The organism is Rhodanobacter sp. C03, assembly GCF_002001175.1.
Classification (GTDB): Bacteria; Pseudomonadota; Gammaproteobacteria; order Xanthomonadales; family Rhodanobacteraceae; genus Rhodanobacter.
Genome location: NZ_MUNT01000007.1, coordinates 231,352 through 256,703, shown reverse-complemented (window position 1 = coordinate 256,703; position 25,352 = coordinate 231,352). Strand labels below are relative to the sequence as shown.

Sequence of the window (25,352 nt, the reverse complement as noted above, 5' to 3'; positions counted from 1 at the left end):
CGGCAACCTCGCCTCACGTCTACGCCACTACGTCTCTAGCTATTGCTTCTGGTGTCCAACATCGCCGTACGATCTTGCGCGAACTTTTGTTCAGCAAATATCAGTACGCGCCTACGACAGATCGCGGCTTTCTCTGACATAGAAATCTCTGCAGGCGGCTTCAAGAAGGAGCGAGCTTTTTGACAGAACGCCAAAGCATCTCCTGATGTCATGCGGATGGACTCGAGTGGTCCAATCGGCCACTCGGCCTACCCCATACCGCGAATGGTCGCGGCGGTGGCGAATCCGCAGGATAGGGGCATTGTCCCGTCCTGCGTCGCCATGCCGTACTCGACCAAGCAACGTCCCTTCCACCTCACCTCGCCGTTGAGCGAGGACGTGTTGCTGCTGCATCGTTTCGAGGGCGATGAGGCGCTGTCGCAGCCGTTCGAGTTTCGCCTGACGATCGTTTCGGAAGACGATGCGATCGATGCGAAGAAGCTGGTCGGCAAGCGCCTTACGCTGTGGGCCAACCGCGGCGACGAGGACGACGACGGGGGTGCGTGCTGGAGCGGCATCGTGGCCAGTTTCGGGCGCAGCGGTTCGCAGTGGTTTGCCGGCGCCGGCGACAAGCAGGAAATGACCACCTACGAGGCGGTGCTGGTGCCGTGGTTCTGGCAGCTGAAGCTGGTCGAGGACTGCCGCATCTTCCAGAACCAGAGCATCCCCGACATCGTCGACACGATCCTGGGCGAGCTGCAGCTGGGCAAGCACGAAACCGATCTCTCCGGCACCTACGCGCCGCTCGACTACTGCGTGCAGTACGACGAGAGCAGCTTCGATTTCATTGGGCGGCTGCTGGAGGATGCCGGCATCCATTATTTCTTCAAGCACGATCCGCACGAACCGGCCGACGTGCTGGTGATTTCCGATCACCAGGAGAAGGACTACAAGGGCCAGGTGACGAACCTGCGCTTCGCCGCCAACTGGACCGAGCAGTACGAGGCGGTGGTGTTCGCGCTGACGCGGCGGCAGCGCATGCGCACCGGCCGCGTGATGATGCGCGACTTCGACTTCACCAAGCCCACCCAGAACCTGGAAGCGGGCGTGGACACCATGCTCACGGTGGGCGCGCAGAAATCGTTCCAGAGCTTCCGCTACCCCGGTGGCTATCTGGATCACAGCGGCGGCGACGATCGCACCAAGTTGGCGATGGAGATCGAGGAAGCCGGGCACGAACTGCTCGATGGTGCCAGCACGCATCTGGATATTCGCCCCGGCGTGGCATTCCAACTGGACGATGCACCGAACGAGGTGCTGGAACCGGCCTGGCGCACGCTGCGCGCACATCATCGCGGCGAAAACAATCTCGACGACGACAGTGGCGACAGCTATTACCGCAACGACTTCAGCGTGATGCCGTTGGCACTCCCCTACCGGCCGCCGCGCGACACGCCGCGCCCGCGCATGCGCGGGCCGCAGACGGCGATCGTCACCGGGCCGGCCGGCGAGGAGATCTACACCGACCAGTACGGCCGGGTGAAGGTGCATTTCTTCTGGGATCACCTGGGCAAGAGCGACGACAAGAGTTCGTGCTGGATTCGCGTATCGCAGGCCTGGGCCGGCCGCGGCTGGGGCGCGTTCTTCCTGCCGCGGATCGGCATGGAGGTGATTGTCGATTTCCTGGAAGGCGATCCCGACCATCCTCTGATCACCGGCTGCGTTTACAACGGCGACAACACCGTGCCGTACGCGCTACCCGGTGAGATGACCAAGAGCACGCTCAAGAGCTGGTCATCGAAGGGCGGTGACGGATTCAACGAGATACGCTTCGAGGACAAGAAGGGCAGCGAGCAGCTGTTTACGCATGCCGAGCGCAATCGGGACGCTCGCGTGAAGAACGATTCGATGGAATGGATCGGCAAGGATCGCCACCTGATCGTCAAAGGAGATCAGCTGGAGAAAGTGACGGGCGACAAGCACCTCACCATCACCGGCGACCAGAACGAAAAGGTCGATGGCACCGTGTCGCTGAATGCCGGCACCAACCTGCAGCAGAAAGTCGGCTCCAACGCAGCGCTGGATGCGGGCACCGAAATCCATCTCAAGGCCGGCGTGAACCTGGTTATCGAGGCCGGTGCGACGCTGACGCTGAAGGTAGGCAGCAACTTCATCAACATCAATCCGTCCGGCATCTCCATGCAAGGCACGATGGTGATGATCAATAGCGGCGGTTCAGCGGGAACCGGGTCGGGGAGCTCGCCAACTGCCCCGAAAGATCCGCTGGAAGCGGACCAAGCCAAGCCGGGTGAAGCGATGCCTCCCCCTGCTCCTGGCGATGCTCCGCCTCCGCCAGCATCCCCTCAGGCCGGCGTACTCAAGGATGCCGCCAAGTCCGGCACGCCCTTCTGCGAGAAATGCGAAGCCGCGCGAAAAGCCCAGGCATCAGGGCAGACCTAGGTGAATGAAGCCATGCCGTACGCCCACGCAGAAAAAGTCCTCAGCACACTGTGGCCAACGCACCCAGACGATGGCACCCAGCTGTACGCCGTGCTCGACGGTGCACGCAACGACGGCATCTATCCCTCCGTCGTCAGATCGGAATGCGAGTTCGAATGTCTCTACACCGGCGAACTCGCACCCGACCTCGTACGCGCAGCACCCTACCTGGTAAAGCTTGAACGCGACCATGCCTTTATCGATGCACTGGTCAGAAATGGTTGGGGCGACAGCTGGGGAATCTTCCTGCGCGCGTCAATACCGTTCAAACAACTGCGCCGACATCTGCGTACCTTTCTGATGGTCTACGACCCCACCATCAAGCCGATGTATTTCCGCTACTACGACCCGCGTGTGCTACGCACGTTTCTGCCTACCTGCGACAAGGAGCAGTTGGCGATGATGTTCGGACCTGCACTGTGCTTCATGCTTGAAGATGAAGACCCGGACGTTCTTTTGCGGTTTTCGATCGCGTCCGGCTCGCTGCAGTCTCAAGCCATCAGGATGGCCGAGCAGACCTACGCCGGCTCGTCGGCTGGGTTCGGGAGATAGCCATGCTGACGATCCGCCAGACTCAGATGGATGTGCTGGAGCGTGCCGCCACCCTCGCTTTCGAGGACCGAACCTACGCTCATCTGAAAGAGTATTTCCCCGGTCATTGCCATTTGCTCGGCGAGAAGCAGATGCGCCGGGTCATACGGTATGGATGGGAGAAATCCAAGAGTTACGGCTTCACCGCGGAATGCTGCGTGCGCATGTACATCGAATTCATGTGCCTGCTCGGCGGCGGCTTCGACACCGACCCCCTGTTGCCATGGGCTGCTGAAATCCTCAAAGAGTCCCCTTCCGCCGACCAGGTCGCGCGTGGTGACCGCTTCTATGCGCGCGCGTGGGAATACATCGAACACATCATTCCCGACTACCGCGACGCGAGCGGCACGCCGAACACCGCACGCTTTGCAGCGGAACTGAAACAGCTTCGCACGATGCCGGACGAATCGCTCGGCCCGCACAACCTTCCGGTGTTCGACCATGCACTGCAGGCACGCTTGCGACAGGTGTTTCCGGCCAAGTGCAATAACATCGGCACGGAGCACGTGCAGTTACTGGTTCGCACGGCGATCGGGACCGGTGCGGGCTACGGTATCACCGGTACGCGCGGCATCACCCTGATCGCCACGCTGATGTTCGTGCTCGGCAGCGGTTTTGAGCGCGATCCACTACTGCCGTGGATTGCACCGACATTGAAGGATCGTTCGATCCGCACGCCGACCAAACGCGTCGACAAGCTTTATCTGAAAGCGCTCGGCGTACTGGGAAACTGGTGGGATTTCGCACACCAGACGGGAACCTAGGCAGTGCCTCCCCACGATAGACCACCCACGCCAAGTTCCAGCGGAGCCAGCGCGTGTCCGCCAGGCAGCAGCGCATCGTGTCCGTTTCAGTGCAAGCCGATATCCAGCATCAGCATCGTTTCACTCAAATTCCTCTCCGATCACGATCTTCTCAAGGACAATGAAAAGGATTGGAAAGACAGCGGTGTCCGCTATCAGAAACCCGAATGGACCACTAGCAAGGGCGACCCGGTCACGCATTCGATGGACCTTGCCGTATCGGTCGAACTGACTCTGCAGATCGAACCACCTGATGCCTGTAGCGAGGTCGGCGACATCCGTGGCGAAAGCATTCTCAACGGTCTGGTCTTCGAAAAGACCGGCGTGACCTTCGCCCCCGGCCCCCTGACATTGCACATGGAGTCCGCGGGAAAGCTCGAGAAGACGGTGCACGTCCTGAGCAACAGCATCCACTGGAGCACAACGACCAGTACTGCACTGTCCGACAGTACGTCCGACACCATCTTCGTCACCGTCGACCAGCCGCGCGACACCGGCAACCACACGCACGCAGTCACCCGAAAACGAATGCGCATGGCGATGGAACTGGTGTCGCCAATGGCCAGCACCAATCCACACCACGTTGTACACGAACTCATGAAAAAGATTCCGGGCTATGCGCTCAAGGCGAACCCGGCCGTGCCGTCGAAATTCAATCATCCGAAATACTTCAACAACGAAGGCGGTGCATGGCCCATTGCCGACTACATCGAATACTCGGCTGAGTGCCAGGCGATCGTTCGCTTCGCACGAAAAATCATCCTGCAGCTCGGCTTCCCCGGAGAAGCTGTCATGGTCTATGTCTATGCCGATCCCGCATCGCCCAAAACCGCCAAAGAGGATCCAGAGAGCACGGCCATGCCCGCCCTGCACCACCATCCCGGCTACTCCCTGGTCGACCAGGAAGTGACCGAGCACGATGTCGGACGGCGATACCCACCATCGCAAACGAAGATGCCGGACGGAACCACCAGCATGGGTTTCAACGCCTTCGAGGCCTGCCTGAAATTCACGGCCAAGAACGGCCCCGAAGGAAAAAGCGGGTCACTGGAAACCCACTACTACCCCGGCGGCGAGAACGGAAGCCGCGAGAAAAGCGCCGATGCGGTGCTCAAGCATTCATTTCAGGCGCTTGTCCAGTTTACCTCTGCCTGGTACCCGAACGACGACGACCCGAACAAGTTGCCGGGCCTGAAAATCACAAAGATCATCGCGATCTATGATGATTGAAACCCGAACTGCCTCCCTCATGAAACGACGTGGCGAACCACACATCTTCAGCGTACGGCAAGTACTCGGCCTGATCTTGTTGTGCTTCATGACCACAGCGATATCGACCGCACGTTCCACGCAGCGACACGCCTCAAACGAGAATGCCATGAACGCAAGCGAGATCATCGAACACTGGCTGCAACAGATCGAACGCATCCCCGCTGGAGATTTCATTGCCATCGCGGACTTCGAGACGTTCAACAGCGGCGCCAGGACCGAATCCATGCAATGGTGCGAAACCATGTTGAGTCAAGCCGCCAACCCGTACGCGCCGCCAAATCATGCAAGCCACAGCTACCATCCAGCAGGCAAGATCGGACTCGATCTTTTGCATCATGCGTATGTTCTCGATGGATCGTCTGTCGATATTTTCGAAGGTGTCAATTTTCTCATCGTGCGACTTCCGGCCCCCCGGACGGGAGCCTGGGACAGAGCATCGATTGAAGCCGCGGCCAAACTGATGCTTCGGGCCATTAACCCCGGCGAAACCGAAGCTTTTCACTATCCATCGAACATGGCGGATGGCACCCTCATGTCCACCGCGCCGATGCAGGACCCGTTCCTGACGACGTCCTGGTTCCAGCGCGAAGACATGCTGCTACACCATGGCAAGCTTTTCATCGTGCTCTACAAGCGGCAACCCGCAATCGTCGGATTCCAAAACGATGCCCAGTGGTTCGAAGACGAGCTGCGCACCGTGCCGAAGCACTGAACTGCACCTATCCGGACATGCGCGGAGGATTGCCGTTGGCTGGGCTTAGACCACGCGGCCTAATCCTTCACGCACATAGGCAGTACCGGGCCAAAGCCACAAGATAGTCATATCGTCGGTGCGCTTGAGCTGCACTTGGCAGTAGCGAAGCGTGTGATCCGGCGCGATGCCATCGGGAGCGTTGTGCAATGTGTTGGGGCGACAAGACACCATCTCCCAGCGCCAGCGGCGCGAGCAGTTGCGCGCCGGGCAGCAAGGCGCCGTGTCCGTTGCAGGTCAAGGTGGTAATCACCCTGTCGGCGGCAGTAGCCTGCCCGGGACATCCGTTGGCAATTACCGCAGTCGGCACTCCATCTGGGGGCACCTTCAGTTGGACCGTGTCAGGTGGTGACGCGGCACTGGTGGATGGCACGGGAAATCCGGTGAGCACTGGCGATACCGTGAATTTGCGCAGCTTCAAGCCTGACGATGCCACCGGCAAGATTCCCGCCAAGACGGCTTCAGTCTCCGTCACTTATACCCATCCAAACGGTACCGCAAGCGATTCCAAACCTGTGCCGATCCACGGCATCGATTTTGAAGTGACCGACACCACCGTCACCGGTGGCGTTACCCAGGCTAACGAAGCCGCGCTCGGCGTGGACCTGGGCAATGCGCCAGGTATCGCCACCATGTCCACAGATCCCAAGGTAAAGATCAAGCTCGATGCGTCTTGCCCGAGAAAAACCGATTGCGCGCAAAACCACCAGGTCGGATTCCTGCAGACCGTGCTCACCAATGATCGACGCATGCGCTATACCCACACCTTGATCGAGATAACGGTCGTTTTGCCCATCCGCGACCAGATCAACGGACCCAAGCCGTTTTATGAAGGGGTAACGCCATTTACCGGAGATGGCGACCGACAAACCGTCCATCATGAGGACAGCCCCAATCAATCCACTGACTGGGTCGACCCGCGCGGCGGCGCGCCTGCCCCACCTCCACCGATCAATCGGCAGCTGCGACAGATGTTCTTCTCCGATGGTTTCAAGGTCTGGCTTGTAGTGCAGAACATCGAATGGGCCGTGCACGACAAGGCGACGTCGTTTGTGTTCCTGCGCAACTTCGAATGGTCGATGCAGCTCAACGTTGCTGTCGACACGACACAGCCGGTGGGCAACCGCTGCACGCCGTTCTCACAAAACCCCACCATAGGTCCGGTTGGCATCGGCAAAGGCGGCGGCACACCGAATCTTGCCGACCCCTACCCCAACGTCAATCACACCGTCAACACGAATGCAGCGCCAGGCATATGATCCCCGTGAATTCAGGTTCCATATTTGCAGTCCTTGCTGGAGGAACAATGGCCATGACCGCGTTCGCCGGAACCGGCGCAGATCAGATCTACCAGTCGGGCATCGAATCGCTGGCTGCCAGGTCTCCGCTGATTGTTGCCGGCAAAATCACGCACTACAACCGAGTCGTCACTTCGTCATCCGCCGGCCTTGAACCTATTCCACTGATCTGGACCGTTTCCGCCCAGATCGAACAACTGCATGTCATCAAGGGGGCTGCGACCACCACAATTTTGACTTTTACACGTGTAGAGCACTCGTCAATGGTGCCTTCCAATCCGGATATCCCGTATTGGCAAGCTGATTACGGCGACCTGGTACCCGGCCAGACTGCCGTGCTGTTTCTGCAAGGATCCACCGGGAAACCGGCCACCGTGTTGCCGGCAGGCGAGGATGCGGGGGCACTCGTTATCCTGCTTGGCGATATTGTTCGATTGCAGGAGGTCCCAGGGGCTGGGCAGTCGGCCGCGTGGCTGGACTATCTTCGCACCAGCCGCAGCGACAAGGCGCGCGAGGCGGCACTACGCGTACTGCTTCAGCATAAGACTCCGTGGAATTCACTGGCTCCGGCACTGGAGTCGTTGCTCAAGGATCCGATCACAAGCGTAGATCTGCGTGGTTTCATCTTCGGCATCGTGGTGTTCGCCATCACGCATGAAGGGCTCGCCGCGCCTCAAACCGACCCTGTGCGGTTTCTGTGCCGCGAATTCGTTGCCGAGCAAAACCCGCGATCGTCACTGCAGCAGCTATTGCAGCTGAAGCTTCTCCTGCGATACACCGGACAGAGCGAAGAACGGCAAGAACGCCTGCCGATGGAGAAACTTGTGATCGAAGCGTTGAATCAACGGGCAGCGATGAAGCCGTTGCCGGCCGAACTGGAAGAACAGTACCGGCAGATACGGGCGACGTATCCCGCAGTTCACTGAATCGACCGGAATCGAATGCGGATCGACATCCTGGCATCCCAAGGCGTGATTTCCGCGAAAACCCATGAGGTCACACGATACAAGGACAACTCACGCTGCCGGATCGATGCGCTGGAGCATTCCGGTCTGCGGCAGCGTACTCAGGGAATCTGTTCCGTCATCTGGCCCGGCACGCTGACCGTCACCACGCCGCCCCACATGCACATGCAGGTATGCGTGTTGTCCAGACAAGGCTGGTTGCCCAGCAGCACCGTCGGCGTTCCAGCAACCCACGGCGACGTGGTGGCAGGGATGCACGGTTGCGGCGTCAGCACCCCCAGCGCAGCCGTGGTCGCGGCGGCCACCTGTGGATTGCTCGGTGACATGCACATGCCGAACGGCATGATGTTGGTCATCGGGATGTGATCCATGATCGTCGCCGCCGGCTGATTACCGGAGAGCATCCTGTTCACCGGCAGCACCACCAGGCTCGATGGCGCCACACCGAAACTGCACATCAGGGTGGCGCCGTTGACCACATGCATCGGCATGAGCGTGTCCTCAGCCGCCGCTGGCGACGATTTCGACGCGACGATTCTCGGCCGCGGTCGGATCGGCCTTGTTGAGCAATTCGCTGGCGCCCTTGCCGCTGGCGCTGAGCCGGTCGGCAGCCACACCATGTTCGGTGAGGAAACGCTTCACCGAGGCGGCGCGCATCTGCGACAGATGCATGTTGTAACCCGCTGAGCCCACGCCATCGGTATGACCGATGACCTGGAACGTGCGCCCCTTCAGTTCGTCCGAACCCAACGCGGTGGCCAGATTGCTCATGGTGGTGGCGGAGGCGCCTTCGATGCGGTCGGAGTTGAACGCGAACTGGATCTGCATCGAGATCGAGGCCGGCGGTGGCGGGGCCACCGGCTCATCAGCCACCTTGCCGGCAGCTTCCGCGCCACCAAGGCGCAGCGAGCGGGTGGCGCCGGTGTTGACCGAGTCATCGTCCTTGACCTTCAGCTGATCGACGATCGACTTCACCGACGGCGTATCCGAAGCATTCGAGGACGGCGGTGCCGAGCCGGCATCCTGTGCCACGGCGCAGGTGGCGACCAGCAGCAGGGCGGCGGCGAGGCAGGACAGCGGACGAATGGCGTTCATGGGAACTCTCCGGTCTTCGCGCACGAGGGCGCAGCGGTGGCTGGTATTCGATATCCCGCAGTGTGTGCAGGGCACCGCATTTTTTCGATATGCAATTCGCTCTATGCCGCATGTTGCTATGCCGAACTGCGTATCGAATCGGCTACTCGAATTTTCTAGAGTGCATGTGTCGCGGCCATGGAAGCCGCTGCGCACAAGGCATAAGGAGATTGTGCATCGCACTACGAATCGACCCGATATCGACCTTTGCCATGACTCCCATGCAACGACAACATCACTCCGTGGCCACCTGTCCCGGCCGGAATGCCCCTGGTGCCCCCGCGGCACCGGCCACACGGCAACGCTAAGGTCATGCTGCGCCGACCGACTGCCTTGCTGCCACGTCTGCTCGCCGACGGGGTGCTGCCGTGCGCGCTTGCCGCACTCGCGCTGACCGCGACGCTCACGATCCGCCAGCTGCGCGACATGGACGACATGGCGCACATGCGTATCGCGCTGCACCTGGAGCAGCTCTCCACCGCGCTGGATCGCGATGCCGGCCATGCAACGCAGCGCCTGCTCGATGATGCGTTGCGCATGGGCGAAGCCGACCGCTTGCAGCGCATCGACCTGCAGCAAACCGATGGCGTGCAGTTGCACAGCGGCGCACCGACCGCGGCGCCACTGGAAGACTACCGGCGCGAGTCACCCGTCGGCGACGGCCGGCACCGAACACTGACCCTGCACGTCGATCCGCAGGCGCGCTGGCACGCGCAGCGACTGGTATGGCTGTACGGCGCCCTCAACAGCTTCGGCATCGTGTTGCTGACCCTGCTCGCCATGCACAGCATGCGCTATCGCGTGCTGCAGCCGTTGCAGCGGATGCAACGTGCGCTGGACGACTTGCTCAGCGGCGCCAACAGCATCGCCCAGACAGATGAAGCCCACCGGGAATTTGCCCGGCTGCAGACGAGTACCAGCGCGCTGGCCGCACTACTGGCAGCGAACCGGCTCGACCGGACATCAATCCAGCGTGCCACCGCGATCGACGCACTGGATCAGTTGCGCCAGAGCCAGGCGGCTTCGCGCAGCAAGACGCAGTTCATGGCGCTGGTCGGCCACCACTTCCGGCAGCCCTTGCAGGCGATGCAGCTGATCACCGCCAGCCTGCATCCGGGCATCGACGCAGAGCAGCAGGCGCTGCTGGCACAGATGCACACCAGCATCGGCGTGATGACCAAACTGCTTGACGCTCTGCTTGAAATATCGCAACTGGATGCCGGCGTGGTGGAAGTCGCGTCGGCCCCGTTCGGCGTGGCTGATCTGTTTCTGCATGATCGCAGTTGGCAGCTCGACGATGCACGGCAGCACAACGTCAGCCTGATCTGGCGCGTGAGTCACCATCACCTGCACGGCGATGTCGAACTGACTGCGGCCCTGTTGCGACAACTGGTCAGCAACGCGATCGCATGCAGCGGCGCGCATGGGCGCGTACTGGTCGCCGCGCGCTGGCGGCGCCATGGCGTGCGCATCGAGGTGCGCGACAACGGCGTGGGCATCGCGGCGATCCATCAGCAGCGCATCTTCGAGGAATTCGTGCAGTTGCATGGCGACGGCGATCGCCGCGACGGCTATGGGCTGGGACTCGCGATCGCGGCGCGCCTGGCGCAAGTGCTGGGCACGCAGATCGGTCTGCGTTCGGAACCCGGGCGCGGGAGCACCTTCTGGTTCGAACTGCCCGACATGATGGCGATCGAGCGTCATGGCAGCGCCGACGCCCGTCGCGCGCTGCCGCTCATGCGCTGAGCGCCATCGCTGCCGCAGCCAGCAAAGGCAGCTGTCATCCGAATGAGCTATGCCCTACTGGGAATAGGCCGCGCTGTCGTGGCTGCCTAGACTGCCGAAACGTCAGGAGCCCGCCGCATCACGTGGCCGACTCGCAAGTTGGGAGGGACACCACGTGCGCGCACAGCTCATCCTGATCCGGCTAGCCACCGCGATCATCACGATTCTTGCCGGCAACCTCGCCGCCCAGGATCTGCCGGCCCTGCGCAGTCACGATGCGGCCGCCATCGATACTTCGACCGCGCTCAACGCGCAGGCGCGCATGGACGATGCCGATACCGCGCTGGCGCTGAGCGCCGATGGCGCCCTGCTGTATGGCGCCAGTCCGCTGAAGATGGACGGCTATCAATATTGCAGCCTGGCGGTTGCGCTTTCCGAAAAGGGCGAGTTGCGCCAAAGCGTGCGCGCGGCGAGCCAGGCGCTGTATCTCGCCCAGCAAAGCAAGGACAGCGAACTGCTGGCGCGCGCCTACCGCGACCTGGCGATCGTCTACGGTTACGGCGGCGACTACGACAAGGCGGTCGCCTTCGCCAACGCCGCACTCAAGCAGACCGTGAAGGATCCGACCCAGATCGTCGGCCCCGCACACAAGGTGCTCGGCGATGCGGCCGCGCGCCAGGGCGACTACAACGGCGCGATCGCCGAATACCGGCTGGCGCTACCGGGCAGTTCGGATCATTACCGTCCACTGGTGCAGCTGTCGCTGGTCAACGCGCTGATTGGATCAGGCGACCTGGCCAGTGCGCGTACCGAACTGGGCAGCTTGAAGATCGCCGCGACCGACACGCTGCTGTCGACCGAACTGAAACGTACCGAGGCCAAGCTGCTGCTGGCCGAGAAGAAGCCGGCCGACGCGCTGGTGCTTTATCGCGAACTGGAACACTCGGCCAGCGGCGACGACGGCGGCTACCAGCGCTTCTGGGCCGAGGACGGCATCGCGCGCAGCCAGCTGGCGATGGGCGACAAGGCACAGGCGGCGGCGACCTGGACCCAGGCGCTGGACGGGCTGGATCAGGTCCGCGCGCAATTCCGCAGCGAGGAATTCAAGATCGGCCTGTTCTCCGATGTGCAGAGCGTCTTCGCGCAAGCAATCGATCTGTACTCGCAAATGGGCGACAGCGCGACAGCGTTCGACCTGTCCGAGCGTAGCCGCTCGCGCGCGTTGCTGGACGAGGTGCGCGACCGCGCCAAACTCGCCCCGGGCGTGGCGTCCACCATTCCGGTGGCCGAGTTGCAGAAACAGCTGCATGCCGACGAACGGGTGGTCGAGTTCCATTCGCTGCCCGACCGCCTGCTGGTCTGGGTGGTCGGCGACGACGGCCTGCGTGAGCAGAGCTATCCGATTCCACACAAGGACCTGATCCGGCTGGTCGATGCGTTCCGCCAGTCGATCATCGCGGGCCGACGCAGCGCGGTAGGGGCCGCCGAACAACTCGGTGAACTGCTGATCAAGCCGTTGAACCTGCCGCTGAATGCTCGCCTGATCGTGGTGCCACACGGGCCGCTGCACTATCTGCCGTTTCAAGCCTTGCGCGTGGACGGCCATTACCTGATCGAGCAACACCCGATCTCGGTGACGCCATCGATCAGCATCGCGATGCAGCTGATCCGGCGCGGCACCGTGATGAACGGTTCGCTGACCGCGTTCGGCAATCCGGACGTGGCGCCGCAATACGCACTGCCCGGTTCCGAGGCCGAGGTGAAGGCGCTCGCGGCCGCATTCCCGGGCACGCAACTGTTCCTGCACGACCAGGCGACCAAGAGCCGCTTCGAGGCCAGCGCCGGCAAGACCTCGCTGATCCACGTCGCCGCGCATGCGCAAGCCGATACCATCGATCCGCTGTACTCGCGCATCCTGCTTGCCAATGAAAACGGCAAGGTCGATTTCCTCGAAGCACACGAAGTGCTCGGACTGAATCTCGACAAGGTCTCGCTGGTGACGTTGTCGGCCTGCGAGTCGGGACTGGGTCGCGTCGCCGATGGCGACGAGGTGCTCGGCTTCACCCGCTCGTTCCTGTCCGCCGGCAGTTCCGGCCTGATCGTCTCGCTGTGGCCGGTCTCCGACGACGCCACCAAGCTGCTGATGTCCACGTTGTACGGCGAACTGGCCAAGGGCAGCGACGTGCAGGTGGCCATGCAGCGCGCGCAACTGGCCGTGCTGCATACCAAGGGCATGGATCATCCGTTCTTCTGGGCGCCGTTCGATGTCATCGGTGACTGGCGCCTCACCGTGGGAGCCAAGCCATGACATGCCTCGCGAGGATTGCGCTGCCGCCGCGACGTTTGTCGTTGGCGATCGTGTTGGGACTATTGGCTTTGCCCGCGTTTGCCCAGACCACCAGTCAGGGTCTGCAGTCACAGGCCACGCCACAGATTCCCGCCGACAACCAGCAGGCAGCACCGTTGCCGCAACCGCAGAACGTACCCGCGCCGCCGCCGGTGACTGCGCCACAAGCCAGCTTCGTGCTGCGCCGGGTGGTGTTCAACGGCGCCAGCGTGTTCCCCGCGACACAGCTCGACGCACTGGCTGCCGAACATATCGGCAAGCCGGTGACGCTGGCTGATCTGGACGAATTGGCGAAGCGGGTCACGATGCTCTATCACAAGGCCGGTTTCATCTTCGCCACCGCGCTGGTACCGGTGCAGGAAGTGAAGGACGGCGTGGTCGAGATCAGCGTGATCGAGGGCCGCCTCGGCGAGATGAAGGTCGAGGTGGATCCGACCGCACCGATCAAGGAAGCACGCATCCGCGCGATGCTGGCGCCACTGGTGCCAGGGCAGCCGCTCAACGGCAAGGTCTACGAGCGCACCATGCTGCTGCTGTCGGATATACCCGGCATCAAGGCGCAGTCCTCGCTCAGCTCGGGCGTTGCGCCTGGCACCACCGACCTCGATGTGAAGATCAGCCGTGCCCATCCGGTGACCGCCTCGGTGGGCATCGACGACTACGGCACACGCGAGTCCGGCATATGGCGCTTGGGCGGTTCGCTGCGCTGGAACAGCCCGTTCGGCATCGGCGACAACCTGGATGCGCGTGCGCTGTTCTCGGAACATGGCGGCACCACGTTCGGACGACTGTCCTACGAGGCGCCGCTCGGCAACGACGGCATCCGTGTCGGCGCCGGCGTCGCCCGCGTCGACTACACCCTCGGCGGCGCCTTCCAGCCATTGGACGCGTATGGCACCGCACTGATCGACGATGCATCGATGACCTTCCCGGTCATCCGCCAACGCGACCAGAACCTGTTCCTTCGGCTTTCCGTGGACCAGAAGCTACTCACCGACAATCTGCACGCCGTGGATTACAGCTCGCACAAGCAGGTGCACGGCGTGGGACTTGGCTGGGCGTGGGAACGTCGCGACGACTTCGGTGGCGGCGGTTATTTCAGCAGCAACGGCGTGCTGTATGTGGGCGACCTGCACATCCGCGACCCGGCCGCGCGCGCCTACGACCAGAGCATCTACGGCAGCCACACCGAAGGCAGCTTCACCAAGCTCACCTTCCAGTTCTCCCGGTTGCAGGCGCTGGCGCCGAAGCAGACGCTGTTCCTCGGCATCGGCGGCCAGTTGAGCAGCGGCAACCTGGACGCGTCCGAGCAGCTATCGCTCGGCGGCCACGATGCCGTGCGTGCCTATCCGCAGGGCGAGGTGCTGGTGAATCAGGGCATCATCGCCAACCTCGAATACCGCTATGCGCTGAGCGCGGACATCACGCCCTATGCGTTCTACGACGCCTCGCGCGGCTGGCTCGATCGCTCGTACACGCCACCCGGTGGCCGCCCGGTCCGCAGCCTGCGCGGTCCCGGCCTGGGCCTGAACTGGGCGAAGCCGGGCAATTTCTCGCTCGACCTGACTCTCGGCTGGAGCGACACGCGACCGGCCGTGACCAGCGATGGCAACAAGCGACCGCGGGTGTTTCTGCAGTTCCAGAAATTCTTCTGACACCCGATGGCGCGCCTGCGCGCCATCACGCGAACGGCGGCGCATCGGCGTCGCGATCGGAGATCTGCCATGAGTGCATTCAAGCCCGCTTACCTCCCAGCCTGCCGCCCACTGGCGCTTGCGATTGCGCTGGTTCTCGCGCCGATCGCCTCGCCCGCGCTGGCGCAAGTGGCGCTTGGTGAACTGCCGCGTGTCGGGACCGTGACAAGTGGTAGCGCGAGCATTTCGTACAACCCAGCCCAGAACACTTCGATCCCGCTGACCCAGAGCACCACCATCACCCAGACCACCAAGGGAGCGATCATCAATTGGGGCTCGTTCTCCATCGGTGCGCAGAATACGGTCAACTTCAATCAGCAGGTCGCGGGCAGTGTCACCCTGAACCGGGTAGTCGGCTTCGCCGGCGACAACCCGACAGCATCGAACATCCTGGGCGCGATGAACGCGTCGAACGGCAGCGTCTTCCTGGTCAATCCGGCCGGCATACTGTTCGGCAGCGGCGCCCAGGTGAACGTGGGCGGCCTGGTGGCCTCCACCCTGGCCATCAGCGACAACGCCTTCAATGCAGGCGTAACGAGCAATTCGTTCGTGTTCGGCACCGCGGGCGTAGTTCAGCAAGGCAATGTCGACAATGAGGGGACGATCACGGTGCCGATCTACGGCACGGTGGCCCTGCTCGGTGGCCGTGTGCAGAACGGCGACGGCATCAACGCCGCATCGATCAATGCGCCACAAGGCACGATCGCGCTCGGGGCAGGCAGCCAGATCACCCTGGACATCGGTGGCGACGGACTGACCCAGCTCACGATCAATGTCGGCGCGACCAATGGCAACGGCATATACGCACAGAACAACGCCGGCGCGAACTTGAGCGCCGACGGCGGCCAGATCCTGGCGCAGGCGTCCGGCGGCACAAACGATGGTGTCGTGTCGTTTGCATCGGTGGTCAACAATGGCGTGATACAGGCACATTCGCTGCAGTCCCGCGCAGGGAAGATTGTGCTGACCAGCGGCTCCGATAACGGCACCAGCGATCAGGTACTGGTGCAGGGTGGAACCCTGGATGTGAGCGGGAACGGTGCCGGTGGCGGCAGCGTGGAGGTCGATGGTTACAACGTCGGCATCCTCTCGGAAACGACCGAGGTGGGTTCGATCCCCTCTGTGCTGGACGCTTCCGGCTCCAGCGGCGGCACGATCAGCCTGAACGCACGCAACGTCGCCGAGATCGACAATCTCTCGACGCTGAACGCCAATGCCGTGACCAATGGCAATGGCGGATCCATCATCGCCGAGGGTGCCAATGGGCTTTACGCCTACGGCAGTTTCAGCGCGCGCGGCGGCTCCACCAGTGGCAACGGTGGCCTGATCGAGACATCCGGCAGCGGGCTCGACCTGCGTGGCATCCAGGTCAGCGCCGGTGCCGCCAACGGCGCAGCCGGCACCTGGCTGATCGATCCGTACGACGTGTCCATCGTTCACGGCAGCGCTGTCGGCACGTTGCCGGTCAATCCTCCTTTCGTACCGCTGACCACCTCGACGATCCAGGACGGTGACATCAACGATGCGTTGAACGGCGGCTCCAACGTCACCATCACCACCGGCACCAGTGGCAGCACGACCAACGGCAATATCACCATCAACGGCGGCGTGGACATCCTGCGCAACGTGGGCACCGCACCCTTGACCTTCCGCCTCGACGCCAATACCAATATCTCCGGCAACGGCCCATTCACTATCCAGTCCACGGTCGGTGCGTTGAATCTGGTGTTCGACAGCGATGCCAACAACGGCAGCACCAACAACGGCGACATTTCGTTCAACACCGCGAATCTGCTGACCAACGGCGGCAGCATCGCCATGTTCGGGCAGGACGATCCCGTCAATGGATTCGCCCAATCCTTCATCACCGGCATTTCACTGCAGCAGAGCACGCTGGACACGCGTATTGCGGGTAGCGATGCGAACGCGGGCGGTACGATCAGCCTGCGCGGCCTCGCCGGCTACTATGGCGGGGGGACCGGGGTCTCGTTGACCCAGACCGATCTGCACAGTTCCACCGGCAATATCGACATCTTCGGCATGGGCACCGGCGGCGGCAGCGGTGTCTCGCTGTTCGCCAGCACCCAGGGCGCCGCCAGCCTGATCACCACCACCAGCGGCAGCCTCGCGATCACCGGCATCGGCAGCAGCGGCAGCTACCAGTTCGGCAGTCTTGATGGCTTGTCGGCCGTCAATTACACGCTGCAAAGCACGACCGGCACGATCGATCTGCGCGGCTACGGCGCAGTGAACGGCGGCTATGTCAGCACTCCCGCATTCAACGATGGACTGGTACTCGACAGCCTGACCACGGTGAGCAGTGGCAGCGGGAATATCTATCTGAGCGGCACGTCGGCCGGCAGTGGCGCCGGCGTCAGCCTGGTCAGCACGCAAGGAGACGGCACCATACTCGCGTCGCCGACCATCGACAGCGGCAGTGGCAACGTCGTTGTGCGCGCGCATAACGATGGCACGACCGACGCGCTGGTATTGGACGGCACGCTGGCCAGCACAGGCACGATCGACCTGCGCCCGGGCGGGGTCGACGCCAATGGCGCGCTGACCGAAAATCCGGACGATGCGATCGCCCTGGGTGGTGCGACCGGATTCGCCCTGAGCGCGACGGAAATCGGCAACATCACCGCGCATGACCTGGTGTTGGGCAGCGACATTCAGGCCGGTGCGATCACCGTTTCCGCACCGATCACCTACACCCATAATCTCACGCTCTACAGCGGTGCCGGCGGCGGCATCGCGGTCAACGGCGCACTCAACCTCGGCACGAATACGCTGGCGCTGATCAGTGCGGGCGACATTACCCAGGCCGCAGCGGTCACCGCGGCATCCCTGCTCGCGCAATCCAGCGCCGGCCTGGTGAACCTCGACAACGCCGGCAACAACGTCTCGTCGGCCACGCTGGCCGGCTCGGCGAACGGCGACTTCACCTTCGTCAACGCCGGCACCGTCGGCATCGGCAATGTCGCCGCCACCGGTTTCGGTGCCGCCGCCAATACGCCGACCGCGCTGAGCGGATCCGGCGTCAGCGGCAACGACGTGCTGGTGCGTGCGCTCACCGGCAACATGATCCTCAATGCAAACGTCAGCGGCAGCAACGTCGACCTCGTCAGCGCCGGCATCTTCGATAACGCCGGCGGCGACACGATCACCGCGACCGGCGACTGGCACGTATGGGGCAACACCTGGGTAGGCGAGACTCGTGGTGGCGTGGCCGGCAATGGCACGCTGCCGAATCTCTACGGCTGCACCTTCGGCGCACCCTGCGCGCTCACACTATCCACCACCGCAAATCAGTTCATCTACGTGACACAGCCGGTGGCCACGGTGAACTTTGCGAACAGCACGCGTGAATACGGCTTGCCCAATGCAGCGATCAGCTACAGCATCAATGGATTGATACTTGGCGATCAGGCAACGAATGCCATTGCCGGCTCGCCCCTGACTACGGCCACCCAGGCCAGCAATGTCGGCAGCTATGCCATCAATGGCAACTTCACCTCGCCGGCAGGCTATCTGGTCAATGTCATTCCGGGTGCGTTGGCGATTACCCCGGCCACGCTCACCTATATCGCCAATCCGTACAGCCGTATTTACGGCGATCCGAACGGCACGTTCTCAGGCATGCTCACCGGCTTCCGTCTGACCGACACGCAAGCCAGCGCCACCACCGGCACGCTTGCCTTCACCACAGCGGCCACGCAAGCCTCCAACGTGGGCATTTATGCAATCGACGGAAGCGGCCTCAGCGCCACCAATTACGTGTTCGTGCAGGCGGCCGGCAATGCCACGGCATTCACCATCAATCCGGCCACGCTGACCTATGTGGCCAATCCGCTGCAGCGGCTCATCGGCACACCGAACGGCACCCTGGGCGGCAGCGTCACCGGCTTCAAGCTCGACGATACCCAGGCCAGCGCCACCACTGGCACGCTCGGTTTCCAGAGCCCGGCCGGTACCGACTCGCCCGTGGGCAGTTATGGCATCTTCGGCAGTGGCCTCAATGCCACCAATTACGTGTTCGTGCAGGCCAACGGCAATGCGACCGCCTTGACCATCGCGCCGCAACTGGACACCTACACGCTCGACGTGGTTCGCGAGATGCCGGTCACCTACGTCTACGACAGCAACTTCGGCATCGTCGGACTGTGCCCGGCACCTGACCTCGCGGCCGGCAGCCGCGAGCAGGAAGGCGACACGCTGGCACGCGAGTGGTCGCGGGTACGTTCGCGGCCGAACTTGGCGAACTGCATATCGTCGAAGCAGAAGAACAGCTGCGGCGACTTCTGAGCTTCGCGCAAACAAAAGCCTGCAGGGTCGGTGACCATGCAGGCTTCGAAACTGGTGGGTCGTCCGGGATTCGAACCCGGGACCAATAGATTAAAAGTCTACTGCTCTACCAACTGAGCTAACGACCCATCATTGCAAAACTCAAGCGGACAATTTTACGGGCTGGGCGGCAACCGCACAAGCAACGATGCTCAGACGTAATGCGTGGGGTCGGCCAGACCAGCCTCGCGGAAACCCTGTGCGCGCAACCGGCAGGCATCGCAATGGCCGCAGGCGCGACCGGCGTCGTCGGCCTTGTAGCAGCTGACCGTGGCCGAGAAGTCCACACCCAGGCGCTGGCCTTCGCGCGCGATATCGGCCTTGCTCATGCGCATCAGCGGCGCATGGACACGAATGCCGGCGCCCTCGACGCCAGCCTTGGTGGCGACATTCGCCAGCGCCTCGAACGACTCGATGAAGGCAGGGCGGCAATCCGGATAACCGGAGTAATCGACCGCATTGACGCCGCACCAGATGTCGCTGGAACCGAGCACCTCGGCCCAGCCCAGCGCGATCGACAACATGATGGTGTTACGCGCCGGCACATAGGTCACCGGGATATGGCCGTCGCCGTCGTGTGCACTGTCGTCCAGCGGCACGTCGATATCGGCAGTGAGTGCCGAACCGCCTATGCTGCGCAGGTCGATGCTGACGGTCTTGTGCTCGACCGCGCCAAGCATCTTCGACACACGATCGGACGCGGCCAGTTCCGAGTTGTGGCGCTGACCATAGGCCACGCTGAGCGCGTGCACCTGATAGCCCTGCTCGCGCGCCAGCGCGATGGTGACCGCCGAATCCATACCGCCAGAAACCAGCACGACAGCCTTGCGCAATGAATTTTGAGACATGATGTATTCCACACAGAAGTGACTGGTCACCGGCCGCAAACGCCACCGGCAACACAGGCCGGCGCGCATAAATCGTGGTCCGCTTCAGCAGCCGGTCAATGACCTGCTGCATCGTTCCACAGCAGCTTGTGCAACTGCATCTGAAAACGCACCGGCAACTTGTCGGCGATAATCCACTCGGCCAACTCGCGCGGCTGCACCGCGCCGTGCACTGGCGAGAACAGCACCATGCAGCGCTCGGCCAGCGCATGCTCGTCCAGCATCGCGCGTGACCATTCGTAGTCGGCGCGACTGGCGATCACGATCTTGATCTGGTCGTGCGGCAGCAGATGATCGAGGTTCGACCACAGGTTGCGCTTGCTCTCGCCCGAATCGGGAGCCTTCAGGTCCATCACCTTGCGCACGCGCGGATCGACCGCGGAGACGTCGAGCGCACCGGAAGTTTCCAGCGATACTTCGTAACCGGCGTCGCACAGTTTCTGCAGCAGGATCAGGCAGCGCTTCTGCGCCAGCGGCTCGCCGCCGGTCACGCAGACATACCTCACGCCATGCGAGGCCACTTCGGCCAGGATGTCGTCGATCGCGTGCCAGTTGCCGCCGTAGAACGAATACTCGGTATCGCACCAGACGCAGCGCAGCGGGCAGCCGGTCAGCCGCACGAACACCGTGCGCCAGCCGATCGCATCGGCCTCGCCCTGGATCGAGTGGAAGATCTCGGTGATGCGCAGCCGTTCGCTGACTGCCGAGGCAGGCGTGGAAGCGTCCACGCTTGCGCTATTGCCGTTCACCACAATGACCTCAGTTGGCCGACTGCAACTGGATGCGTTGCAGGCGTTCCTTGGCCAGGCTGGCAGCCTTGGAGCCCGGGTACTTGGTGGCTACTTGGGTCAGCGTCGCCTTGGCGGCCGCGTTCTGCTTCAACTCAAGCTGGCTGTAGCCAACCTTGAGCATGGCATCGGGTGCCTTGTCGCTTTGCGGAAACTGGCTGAGCAGTTGCTGGAAGGACTGCAGCGCCACCGGATAATTGGTGGTGACGTAGTACGACTCACCCAGCCAGTACCAGGCATTGGGCGTGAGCGGGTGATTCGGGTATTGCTTGATGAAGCTGCGGAATTCGCGCGATGCCTGCACATAGTCGCCGGCACGGATAGCCTTGAAGGCCACGTCGTAAGCGCCCTGGGCGGCCGCCGGATCGGCGCTGCCTGCCACTGCGGGCTGTTGTTGAGTGGCATTGCCTGCAGCGGGAACTGCGCTAGCGGCTGGCGGTGTATCGCCCTGGGCTTGCGGATTGCCACCGGCCGCACCACCAGCGCCCCCGTTCTCAAGACGGCCCAGACGGGCATCGAGATCGGTGTACTGGGCCTTGTTCTTGTCTTCGAGTTCCTGCTGCTTGTGCTGTAGTTCCTCGATCTGCCCCTGCAACTGCTGCACCTGTGCCTGCAGTTGCTGCATCTGGTTGACCATGCCGATACCGGACTGGTCCTTGTTCTGTGCCTGCTGTTCCAGCGCTGCGACGCGATCGGCCAGACTCAGCCGCGAACTCTGCGCGCACACCGGCAACGCGAACAGCATGGCGGACGCGATTGCGCCCGCCATGCCGATCCTGGCTGCAAAGCTGTTAGCCAGTTGCCTCATCCTTACTGCGCCGTGTAGACGATCTCGACGCGACGGTTCTTGCTCCAGCAATCCTCGTTGTGCTCACGGCACACCGGCTTCTCTTTGCCGTAGCTGATCACTTCGAGCTGGCTGGACGAACCACCGGCCGACTGCAGCGCGCTGGAGACAGCATTGCCACGACGCTCGCCGAGGCCAAGGTTGTACTCACGCGTGCCGCGCTCGTCGGTGTTGCCTTCGAGACGGATGTGCGACATCGGGCGATCCTGCAGGTACTTGGCGTGGCACGCCATGATCTGCTGGAACTCCGGCTTGATTTCGGTCTTGTCGAAATCGAAGTACACGACGCGCTGACGCAGGCAGGCATCGGTATCGAGATCGGCCGGGGTGTACTTGCCACTGGACTGGTTGGTTTCAGTCTGGGCAACCTGTTCCGGAGGCTGAGCCTGCGGCTTGACTTCCTGCTTCTTGGAGCAGGCGGCCGCGCCTACGCAGAGCAGGGCGACCAGGGCGACGCGAACGGTCTTATTCATGGTGACGTTCCTTACGAGTTGAGTTCCGACTAACGATGACGATCTGGGTTACGGGACAACGACGCCGGTTAACCGGCTGTTATTTTGACATGTGAAAGGTCGATTGTGCATGACAGTGCACAACCGACCTGACTGGCCATGGCGCGGCGAAGCGTCACAACCTGAAACCGACATGCGCCAGAGCGCTGTTCGGGCCCACTCCTTGGGCTTTCATGCTGCCACACATGGTGCGAAGCAGCACGGAAAATCAGCGTTGCCGGTACGGACCCCAAGCTGGCTCCTGCACATTGCCGTCGGCAAGTGCGAGCCGCTGCCGGACCATCCCGTCGTTGGATACTGAATACAGAACTCCACGACTGCCCTCGGTGGCGGCGTACAGCAGCATGCTTGCGTTGGGCGCAAAGCTGACGGCGTCGTCGATCGGCCCAGGCGAGATGAAGCGTACCTGCCCACCCAAGCTACGATCCAGAATTACAATACGATACACGTTCCCGTTGCCCTGCACCATCGCGATCTGCTTGCCGTCGTAGCTCACCGAGGCCTTGGCGTTGTTCTGACCCTGGAAACTGATCCGGTCCGCACCGCCGCCGCCAGCCGGAACCTGGTAGATCTGTGGCCGGCCGGAACGATCGGAAGTGAAAAAGATACTCTGACCATCCGGCGCCCAGGTCGGCTCGGTGTCGATCGCCAGATTGTTGGTCAGTCGGGTTTCCTGACGACTGGCCAGATCCAGCACGTAGATTTCCGGGTTGCCTACATAGGACAACGCCAGCGCCAGCTTGCGGCCGTCCGGCGAAAAGGCCGGCGCACCGTTGATGCCCTTGTGCGACGAGACCAGCTGGCGCGAGCCGGTGGTGATGTCCTGGATATAGATGTTCGAGTTGCCGCTCTCGAACGACACATAGGCGATCTTGCGGCCGTCCGGCGACCATGCCGGCGACAGCAGCGACTCCTTCGAACGAGCCACCACCTGCGGGTTGAAGCCATCCGAATCGGCCACGATCAGCGAATACGTGGTGTTGTTGCCTAGGCCGACCGCGGTGATATAAGCGATTCGGGTCCAGAAGGCGCCGCGCACACCGGTGATCTTCTCGTAGACCTGGTCGGCGATCTGGTGCGCAATGCCGCGCAGGTCGCCGGCCGGAACTGAAGGGAACGCCTGGGCCAGCAGACTCTGCTGCTTGTTGACATCCCACAGCTCGTACTCGACTCGCAACATGCCGCCGCCGGCATCCTTGACGCGGCCGACCAAGATGTAGTCCTGCTTGAGCAGGCGCCAGGTGGCGAACTTGATGTCCGAACCCTGCGACGGGAATTCCACGATGTCGCTCTTGGCCAGCGAGCGGAACTTGCCGGAGCGGTTGAAATCGTTGCGCATCACGTCGGCGATATCGGTCGACAGCGGCGCGCCGCCGGCCTGGGCGAACGGTATGACCGCGATCGGAGTGGCGGTCTTGACACCTCCGACGATGTCGACATTGAGCGACTGGGCGGTTACCGGGCCACCAAACCACGTCGCCAGAGCGAGCAGGATGACGGCGAAGCTTGAGCTGAATTTGCGCATGGGCTTGATCACTGCGGCCTGAAGGTGAAGGTAAGGTTGCGCTGGAACACACTTTCAAAACCCTTGTACGGCAAGGTCTTGGTGCGCAGCACCGCATTTTCGACCGAACGTCGGCCGGCATCGTCGTAAGGACAACTGGAATCCACCGTGGCACTCAACACGTCGCCACCAGGTGATTGCACGATATGAACCTGGCACGCAACACTCGGCATGTTATCCGGACGCAGCCAGTTCGGCGTGACCGCATTCTGAATGGCCGCGGCATACAGGTCGGCCAGGCTGCTGTTCGGACTGTTGTTGCCGGTCTGACGCTGGGCAGCATCCGGCAGATCGGCCTGGGCGTCGTCCTGGGCATTCTTCAGGTCATCCATCTGCTGCTTGGCCTGCTTGGCCTTGTTGTCGAGCTTGTTCGTCTGTTGTGCCGCCGCGTCCATCTTGGCGAACAACGCGTCGAGCTGCTTCTGCTTTTCCTCTTTCTGCTTGGCAGCCTGCGCATCCAGCTCGGCCTGACGCTGGCGCTGCTTCTCTTCCTGCAGTTGCTTCGCCTCGGCCTGCTCCGCCGCGTCTTCGACCACGCGCTCCTGATCCTTGACGTCCGGATGCTCGGGCGGCGGTGGCAAGGTCTTCACCTGCGGCGCCTCGACTTGCGGCGTCGGTGGCGGCACCGTCGGCGGTGGCGGCACGGTATCGGGGATCGGCTTGGTCTTGACGGCCTTGGGCGGCGGACTGCCAGTCGTGCCGATCAGGGTCGCCTCGATGATCTGGCCCTGCAGCTCCAGCGGTTTGGAACAGGTGATCGGATTCATCCAGGCCGGCAGGCCCAGGGCGTTGAAGACATTCTCGTAGCTCGAACACGGCAGGATCGCGAGGAACAGGAACCCCACGATGCCGATGTGCAGGATGGCGGAAAATACGACCGCCTTCGGCGTGCCCTTACTTTCGTCCATTGGACGTGCTCTTGCCCTGCTCGGGTTGACCCATCAAGCCCACCTTGGCGACACCCGCCTGCTGCAGATCGGCCAGCACCTTGAACACGCCGCCATAGGCGCCACGCTCGTCGCCGCCAACCAGCACGCTGACCTCGGGGTTCTCGCGCACGAAGGCGCCTACCTTGAGTTTGAGCGCGTCTTCGTCGACGAGCTCCTTCTTGGCGCCACTCAGGGTCAGATAGAGCTGGCCGTCCTGCAGCACCGAGACCAGTACCGGGTCCTTCTTCTGCTGCAGCGACTTGGCATTGGCCTGCGGCAACTGTACGTCGACGCTGGAGTTCATCATCGGCGTGGTGACCATGAAGATGATCAGCAGCACCAGCATCACGTCGATATACGGCACGACGTTGATTTCGGATTTCAGCTTGTAGCGCTTCTGGCGCCGGAGGGTTGCCATGACTG

The 25,352-nt window shown here is 62.5% G+C and carries 20 protein-coding genes and 1 tRNA gene; 11 read left to right on the top strand and 10 right to left on the bottom strand.

From position 1 onward, the window contains the following. Positions 1 to 321: 321 nt before the first annotated feature. The 7 genes from tssI to B0E48_RS13390 all read left to right on the top strand — a co-directional run bounded on the left by tssI (position 322) and on the right by B0E48_RS13390 (position 8,119). Positions 322 to 2,439 carry a type VI secretion system tip protein TssI/VgrG gene (gene tssI, locus B0E48_RS13420; protein WP_168170364.1) on the top strand — a complete coding sequence of 706 codons (2,118 nt, stop codon included), beginning with the start codon at positions 322 to 324 and terminating at the stop codon, positions 2,437 to 2,439. Beyond that, positions 2,440 to 3,030: a DUF4123 domain-containing protein gene (locus B0E48_RS13415; RefSeq protein ID WP_077518644.1), complete on the top strand. Its 591-nt coding sequence runs from the start codon at positions 2,440 to 2,442 to the stop codon at positions 3,028 to 3,030. It abuts the gene before it with no gap. Between the two features lie 2 nt (positions 3,031 to 3,032). Then, entirely contained in the window at positions 3,033 to 3,833 is an 801-nt protein-coding gene (locus B0E48_RS13410; RefSeq protein ID WP_077518643.1) for a hypothetical protein, read from the top strand. Positions 3,834 to 3,836: 3 nt separating this feature from the next. Further along, positions 3,837 to 5,102: a hypothetical protein gene (locus tag B0E48_RS13405; RefSeq protein ID WP_139350295.1), complete on the top strand. Its 1,266-nt coding sequence runs from the start codon at positions 3,837 to 3,839 to the stop codon at positions 5,100 to 5,102. Between the two features lie 148 nt (positions 5,103 to 5,250). Then, positions 5,251 to 5,856, top strand: coding sequence for a hypothetical protein (locus tag B0E48_RS13400; protein WP_139350294.1), 606 nt, complete (start codon positions 5,251 to 5,253; stop codon positions 5,854 to 5,856). 188 nt (positions 5,857 to 6,044) lie between these two features. Beyond that, complete coding sequence (locus B0E48_RS13395) at positions 6,045 to 7,154, top strand: hypothetical protein (protein WP_139350293.1); 1,110 nt, start codon at positions 6,045 to 6,047, stop codon at positions 7,152 to 7,154. A 53-nt stretch (positions 7,155 to 7,207) separates the two neighbouring features. Further along, positions 7,208 to 8,119 (top strand): hypothetical protein, encoded by a 912-nt coding sequence (locus tag B0E48_RS13390; RefSeq protein ID WP_139350292.1) that lies wholly within the window; start codon positions 7,208 to 7,210, stop codon positions 8,117 to 8,119. Between the two features lie 140 nt (positions 8,120 to 8,259). Here B0E48_RS13390 and B0E48_RS13385 read toward each other — a convergent pair whose 3' ends face one another. Next, complete coding sequence (locus tag B0E48_RS13385) at positions 8,260 to 8,649, bottom strand: DUF4280 domain-containing protein (protein WP_077518638.1); 390 nt, start codon at positions 8,647 to 8,649, stop codon at positions 8,260 to 8,262. A 10-nt stretch (positions 8,650 to 8,659) separates the two neighbouring features. Then, complete coding sequence (locus tag B0E48_RS17900; protein WP_217318041.1) at positions 8,660 to 9,253, bottom strand: OmpA family protein; 594 nt, start codon at positions 9,251 to 9,253, stop codon at positions 8,660 to 8,662. Between the two features lie 351 nt (positions 9,254 to 9,604). Between B0E48_RS17900 and B0E48_RS13375 the strand changes: the two genes are divergently transcribed. From B0E48_RS13375 to B0E48_RS13360, 4 genes are all read left to right on the top strand, one after another. Further along, the gene (locus B0E48_RS13375) at positions 9,605 to 11,038 is read left to right on the top strand and encodes a HAMP domain-containing sensor histidine kinase (RefSeq protein ID WP_168170363.1); all 1,434 of its coding nucleotides are present in this window, start codon (positions 9,605 to 9,607) and stop codon (positions 11,036 to 11,038) included. Positions 11,039 to 11,192: 154 nt separating this feature from the next. Then, complete coding sequence (locus B0E48_RS13370) at positions 11,193 to 13,325, top strand: CHAT domain-containing tetratricopeptide repeat protein (protein ID WP_217318037.1); 2,133 nt, start codon at positions 11,193 to 11,195, stop codon at positions 13,323 to 13,325. Then, a complete protein-coding gene (locus B0E48_RS13365) occupies positions 13,322 to 15,019 on the top strand; it encodes a ShlB/FhaC/HecB family hemolysin secretion/activation protein (protein WP_077518636.1) in 1,698 nt (565 codons plus the stop codon). The genes B0E48_RS13370 and B0E48_RS13365 overlap by 4 nt, the downstream gene beginning before the upstream one ends. A gap of 69 nt (positions 15,020 to 15,088) precedes the next feature. Beyond that, positions 15,089 to 19,363 (top strand): MBG domain-containing protein, encoded by a 4,275-nt coding sequence (locus B0E48_RS13360; protein ID WP_168170362.1) that lies wholly within the window; start codon positions 15,089 to 15,091, stop codon positions 19,361 to 19,363. Between the two features lie 52 nt (positions 19,364 to 19,415). Here B0E48_RS13360 and B0E48_RS13355 read toward each other — a convergent pair. The 8 genes from B0E48_RS13355 to tolR all read right to left on the bottom strand — a co-directional run bounded on the left by B0E48_RS13355 (position 19,416) and on the right by tolR (position 25,347). Further along, positions 19,416 to 19,491, bottom strand: a tRNA-Lys gene (locus tag B0E48_RS13355). A 63-nt stretch (positions 19,492 to 19,554) separates the two neighbouring features. Then, positions 19,555 to 20,250 carry a 7-cyano-7-deazaguanine synthase QueC gene (gene queC, locus B0E48_RS13350; RefSeq protein ID WP_077518692.1) on the bottom strand — a complete coding sequence of 232 codons (696 nt, stop codon included), beginning with the start codon at positions 20,248 to 20,250 and terminating at the stop codon, positions 19,555 to 19,557. A gap of 95 nt (positions 20,251 to 20,345) precedes the next feature. Then, positions 20,346 to 21,017, bottom strand: coding sequence for a 7-carboxy-7-deazaguanine synthase QueE (gene queE / locus B0E48_RS13345; protein WP_168170368.1), 672 nt, complete (start codon positions 21,015 to 21,017; stop codon positions 20,346 to 20,348). Between the two features lie 31 nt (positions 21,018 to 21,048). Continuing rightward, positions 21,049 to 21,846, bottom strand: coding sequence for a tol-pal system protein YbgF (gene ybgF / locus B0E48_RS13340; protein ID WP_077518634.1), 798 nt, complete (start codon positions 21,844 to 21,846; stop codon positions 21,049 to 21,051). 41 nt (positions 21,847 to 21,887) lie between these two features. Next, positions 21,888 to 22,397, bottom strand: a complete 510-nt coding sequence (pal, locus tag B0E48_RS13335; protein WP_077518633.1) for a peptidoglycan-associated lipoprotein Pal — start codon at positions 22,395 to 22,397, stop codon at positions 21,888 to 21,890. A 247-nt stretch (positions 22,398 to 22,644) separates the two neighbouring features. Next, a complete protein-coding gene (gene tolB / locus B0E48_RS13330) occupies positions 22,645 to 23,961 on the bottom strand; it encodes a Tol-Pal system beta propeller repeat protein TolB (RefSeq protein ID WP_077518632.1) in 1,317 nt (438 codons plus the stop codon). Between the two features lie 8 nt (positions 23,962 to 23,969). Then, positions 23,970 to 24,908, bottom strand: coding sequence for a cell envelope integrity protein TolA (locus B0E48_RS13325; RefSeq protein WP_077518631.1), 939 nt, complete (start codon positions 24,906 to 24,908; stop codon positions 23,970 to 23,972). Continuing rightward, positions 24,895 to 25,347 (bottom strand): protein TolR, encoded by a 453-nt coding sequence (gene tolR / locus B0E48_RS13320; RefSeq protein WP_077518630.1) that lies wholly within the window; start codon positions 25,345 to 25,347, stop codon positions 24,895 to 24,897. Before tolR ends, B0E48_RS13325 begins: the two co-directional genes overlap by 14 nt. Positions 25,348 to 25,352 lie beyond the last annotated feature (5 nt).

Excerpts from the sequence above, each read along its gene's own strand:
- tssI (WP_168170364.1), top strand. The coding sequence starts at position 322 with ATGCCGTACTCGACCAAGCAACGTCCCTTCCACCTCACCTCGCCGTTG.
- B0E48_RS13410 (WP_077518643.1), top strand. The coding sequence starts at position 3,033 with ATGCTGACGATCCGCCAGACTCAGATGGATGTGCTGGAGCGTGCCGCC.
- B0E48_RS13400 (WP_139350294.1), top strand. The coding sequence starts at position 5,251 with ATGAACGCAAGCGAGATCATCGAACACTGGCTGCAACAGATCGAACGC.
- B0E48_RS13395 (WP_139350293.1), top strand. The coding sequence starts at position 6,045 with ATGTGTTGGGGCGACAAGACACCATCTCCCAGCGCCAGCGGCGCGAGC.
- B0E48_RS13390 (WP_139350292.1), top strand. The coding sequence starts at position 7,208 with ATGACCGCGTTCGCCGGAACCGGCGCAGATCAGATCTACCAGTCGGGC.
- B0E48_RS13385 (WP_077518638.1), bottom strand. The coding sequence starts at position 8,649 with ATGCCGATGCATGTGGTCAACGGCGCCACCCTGATGTGCAGTTTCGGT.
- B0E48_RS17900 (WP_217318041.1), bottom strand. The coding sequence starts at position 9,253 with ATGAACGCCATTCGTCCGCTGTCCTGCCTCGCCGCCGCCCTGCTGCTG.
- B0E48_RS13375 (WP_168170363.1), top strand. The coding sequence starts at position 9,605 with ATGCTGCGCCGACCGACTGCCTTGCTGCCACGTCTGCTCGCCGACGGG.
- B0E48_RS13365 (WP_077518636.1), top strand. The coding sequence starts at position 13,322 with ATGACATGCCTCGCGAGGATTGCGCTGCCGCCGCGACGTTTGTCGTTG.
- B0E48_RS13360 (WP_168170362.1), top strand. The coding sequence starts at position 15,089 with ATGAGTGCATTCAAGCCCGCTTACCTCCCAGCCTGCCGCCCACTGGCG.
- queC (WP_077518692.1), bottom strand. The coding sequence starts at position 20,250 with ATGTCTCAAAATTCATTGCGCAAGGCTGTCGTGCTGGTTTCTGGCGGT.
- ybgF (WP_077518634.1), bottom strand. The coding sequence starts at position 21,846 with ATGGCGGGCGCAATCGCGTCCGCCATGCTGTTCGCGTTGCCGGTGTGC.
- pal (WP_077518633.1), bottom strand. The coding sequence starts at position 22,397 with ATGAATAAGACCGTTCGCGTCGCCCTGGTCGCCCTGCTCTGCGTAGGC.
- tolB (WP_077518632.1), bottom strand. The coding sequence starts at position 23,961 with ATGCGCAAATTCAGCTCAAGCTTCGCCGTCATCCTGCTCGCTCTGGCG.
- B0E48_RS13325 (WP_077518631.1), bottom strand. The coding sequence starts at position 24,908 with ATGGACGAAAGTAAGGGCACGCCGAAGGCGGTCGTATTTTCCGCCATC.
- tolR (WP_077518630.1), bottom strand. The coding sequence starts at position 25,347 with ATGGCAACCCTCCGGCGCCAGAAGCGCTACAAGCTGAAATCCGAAATC.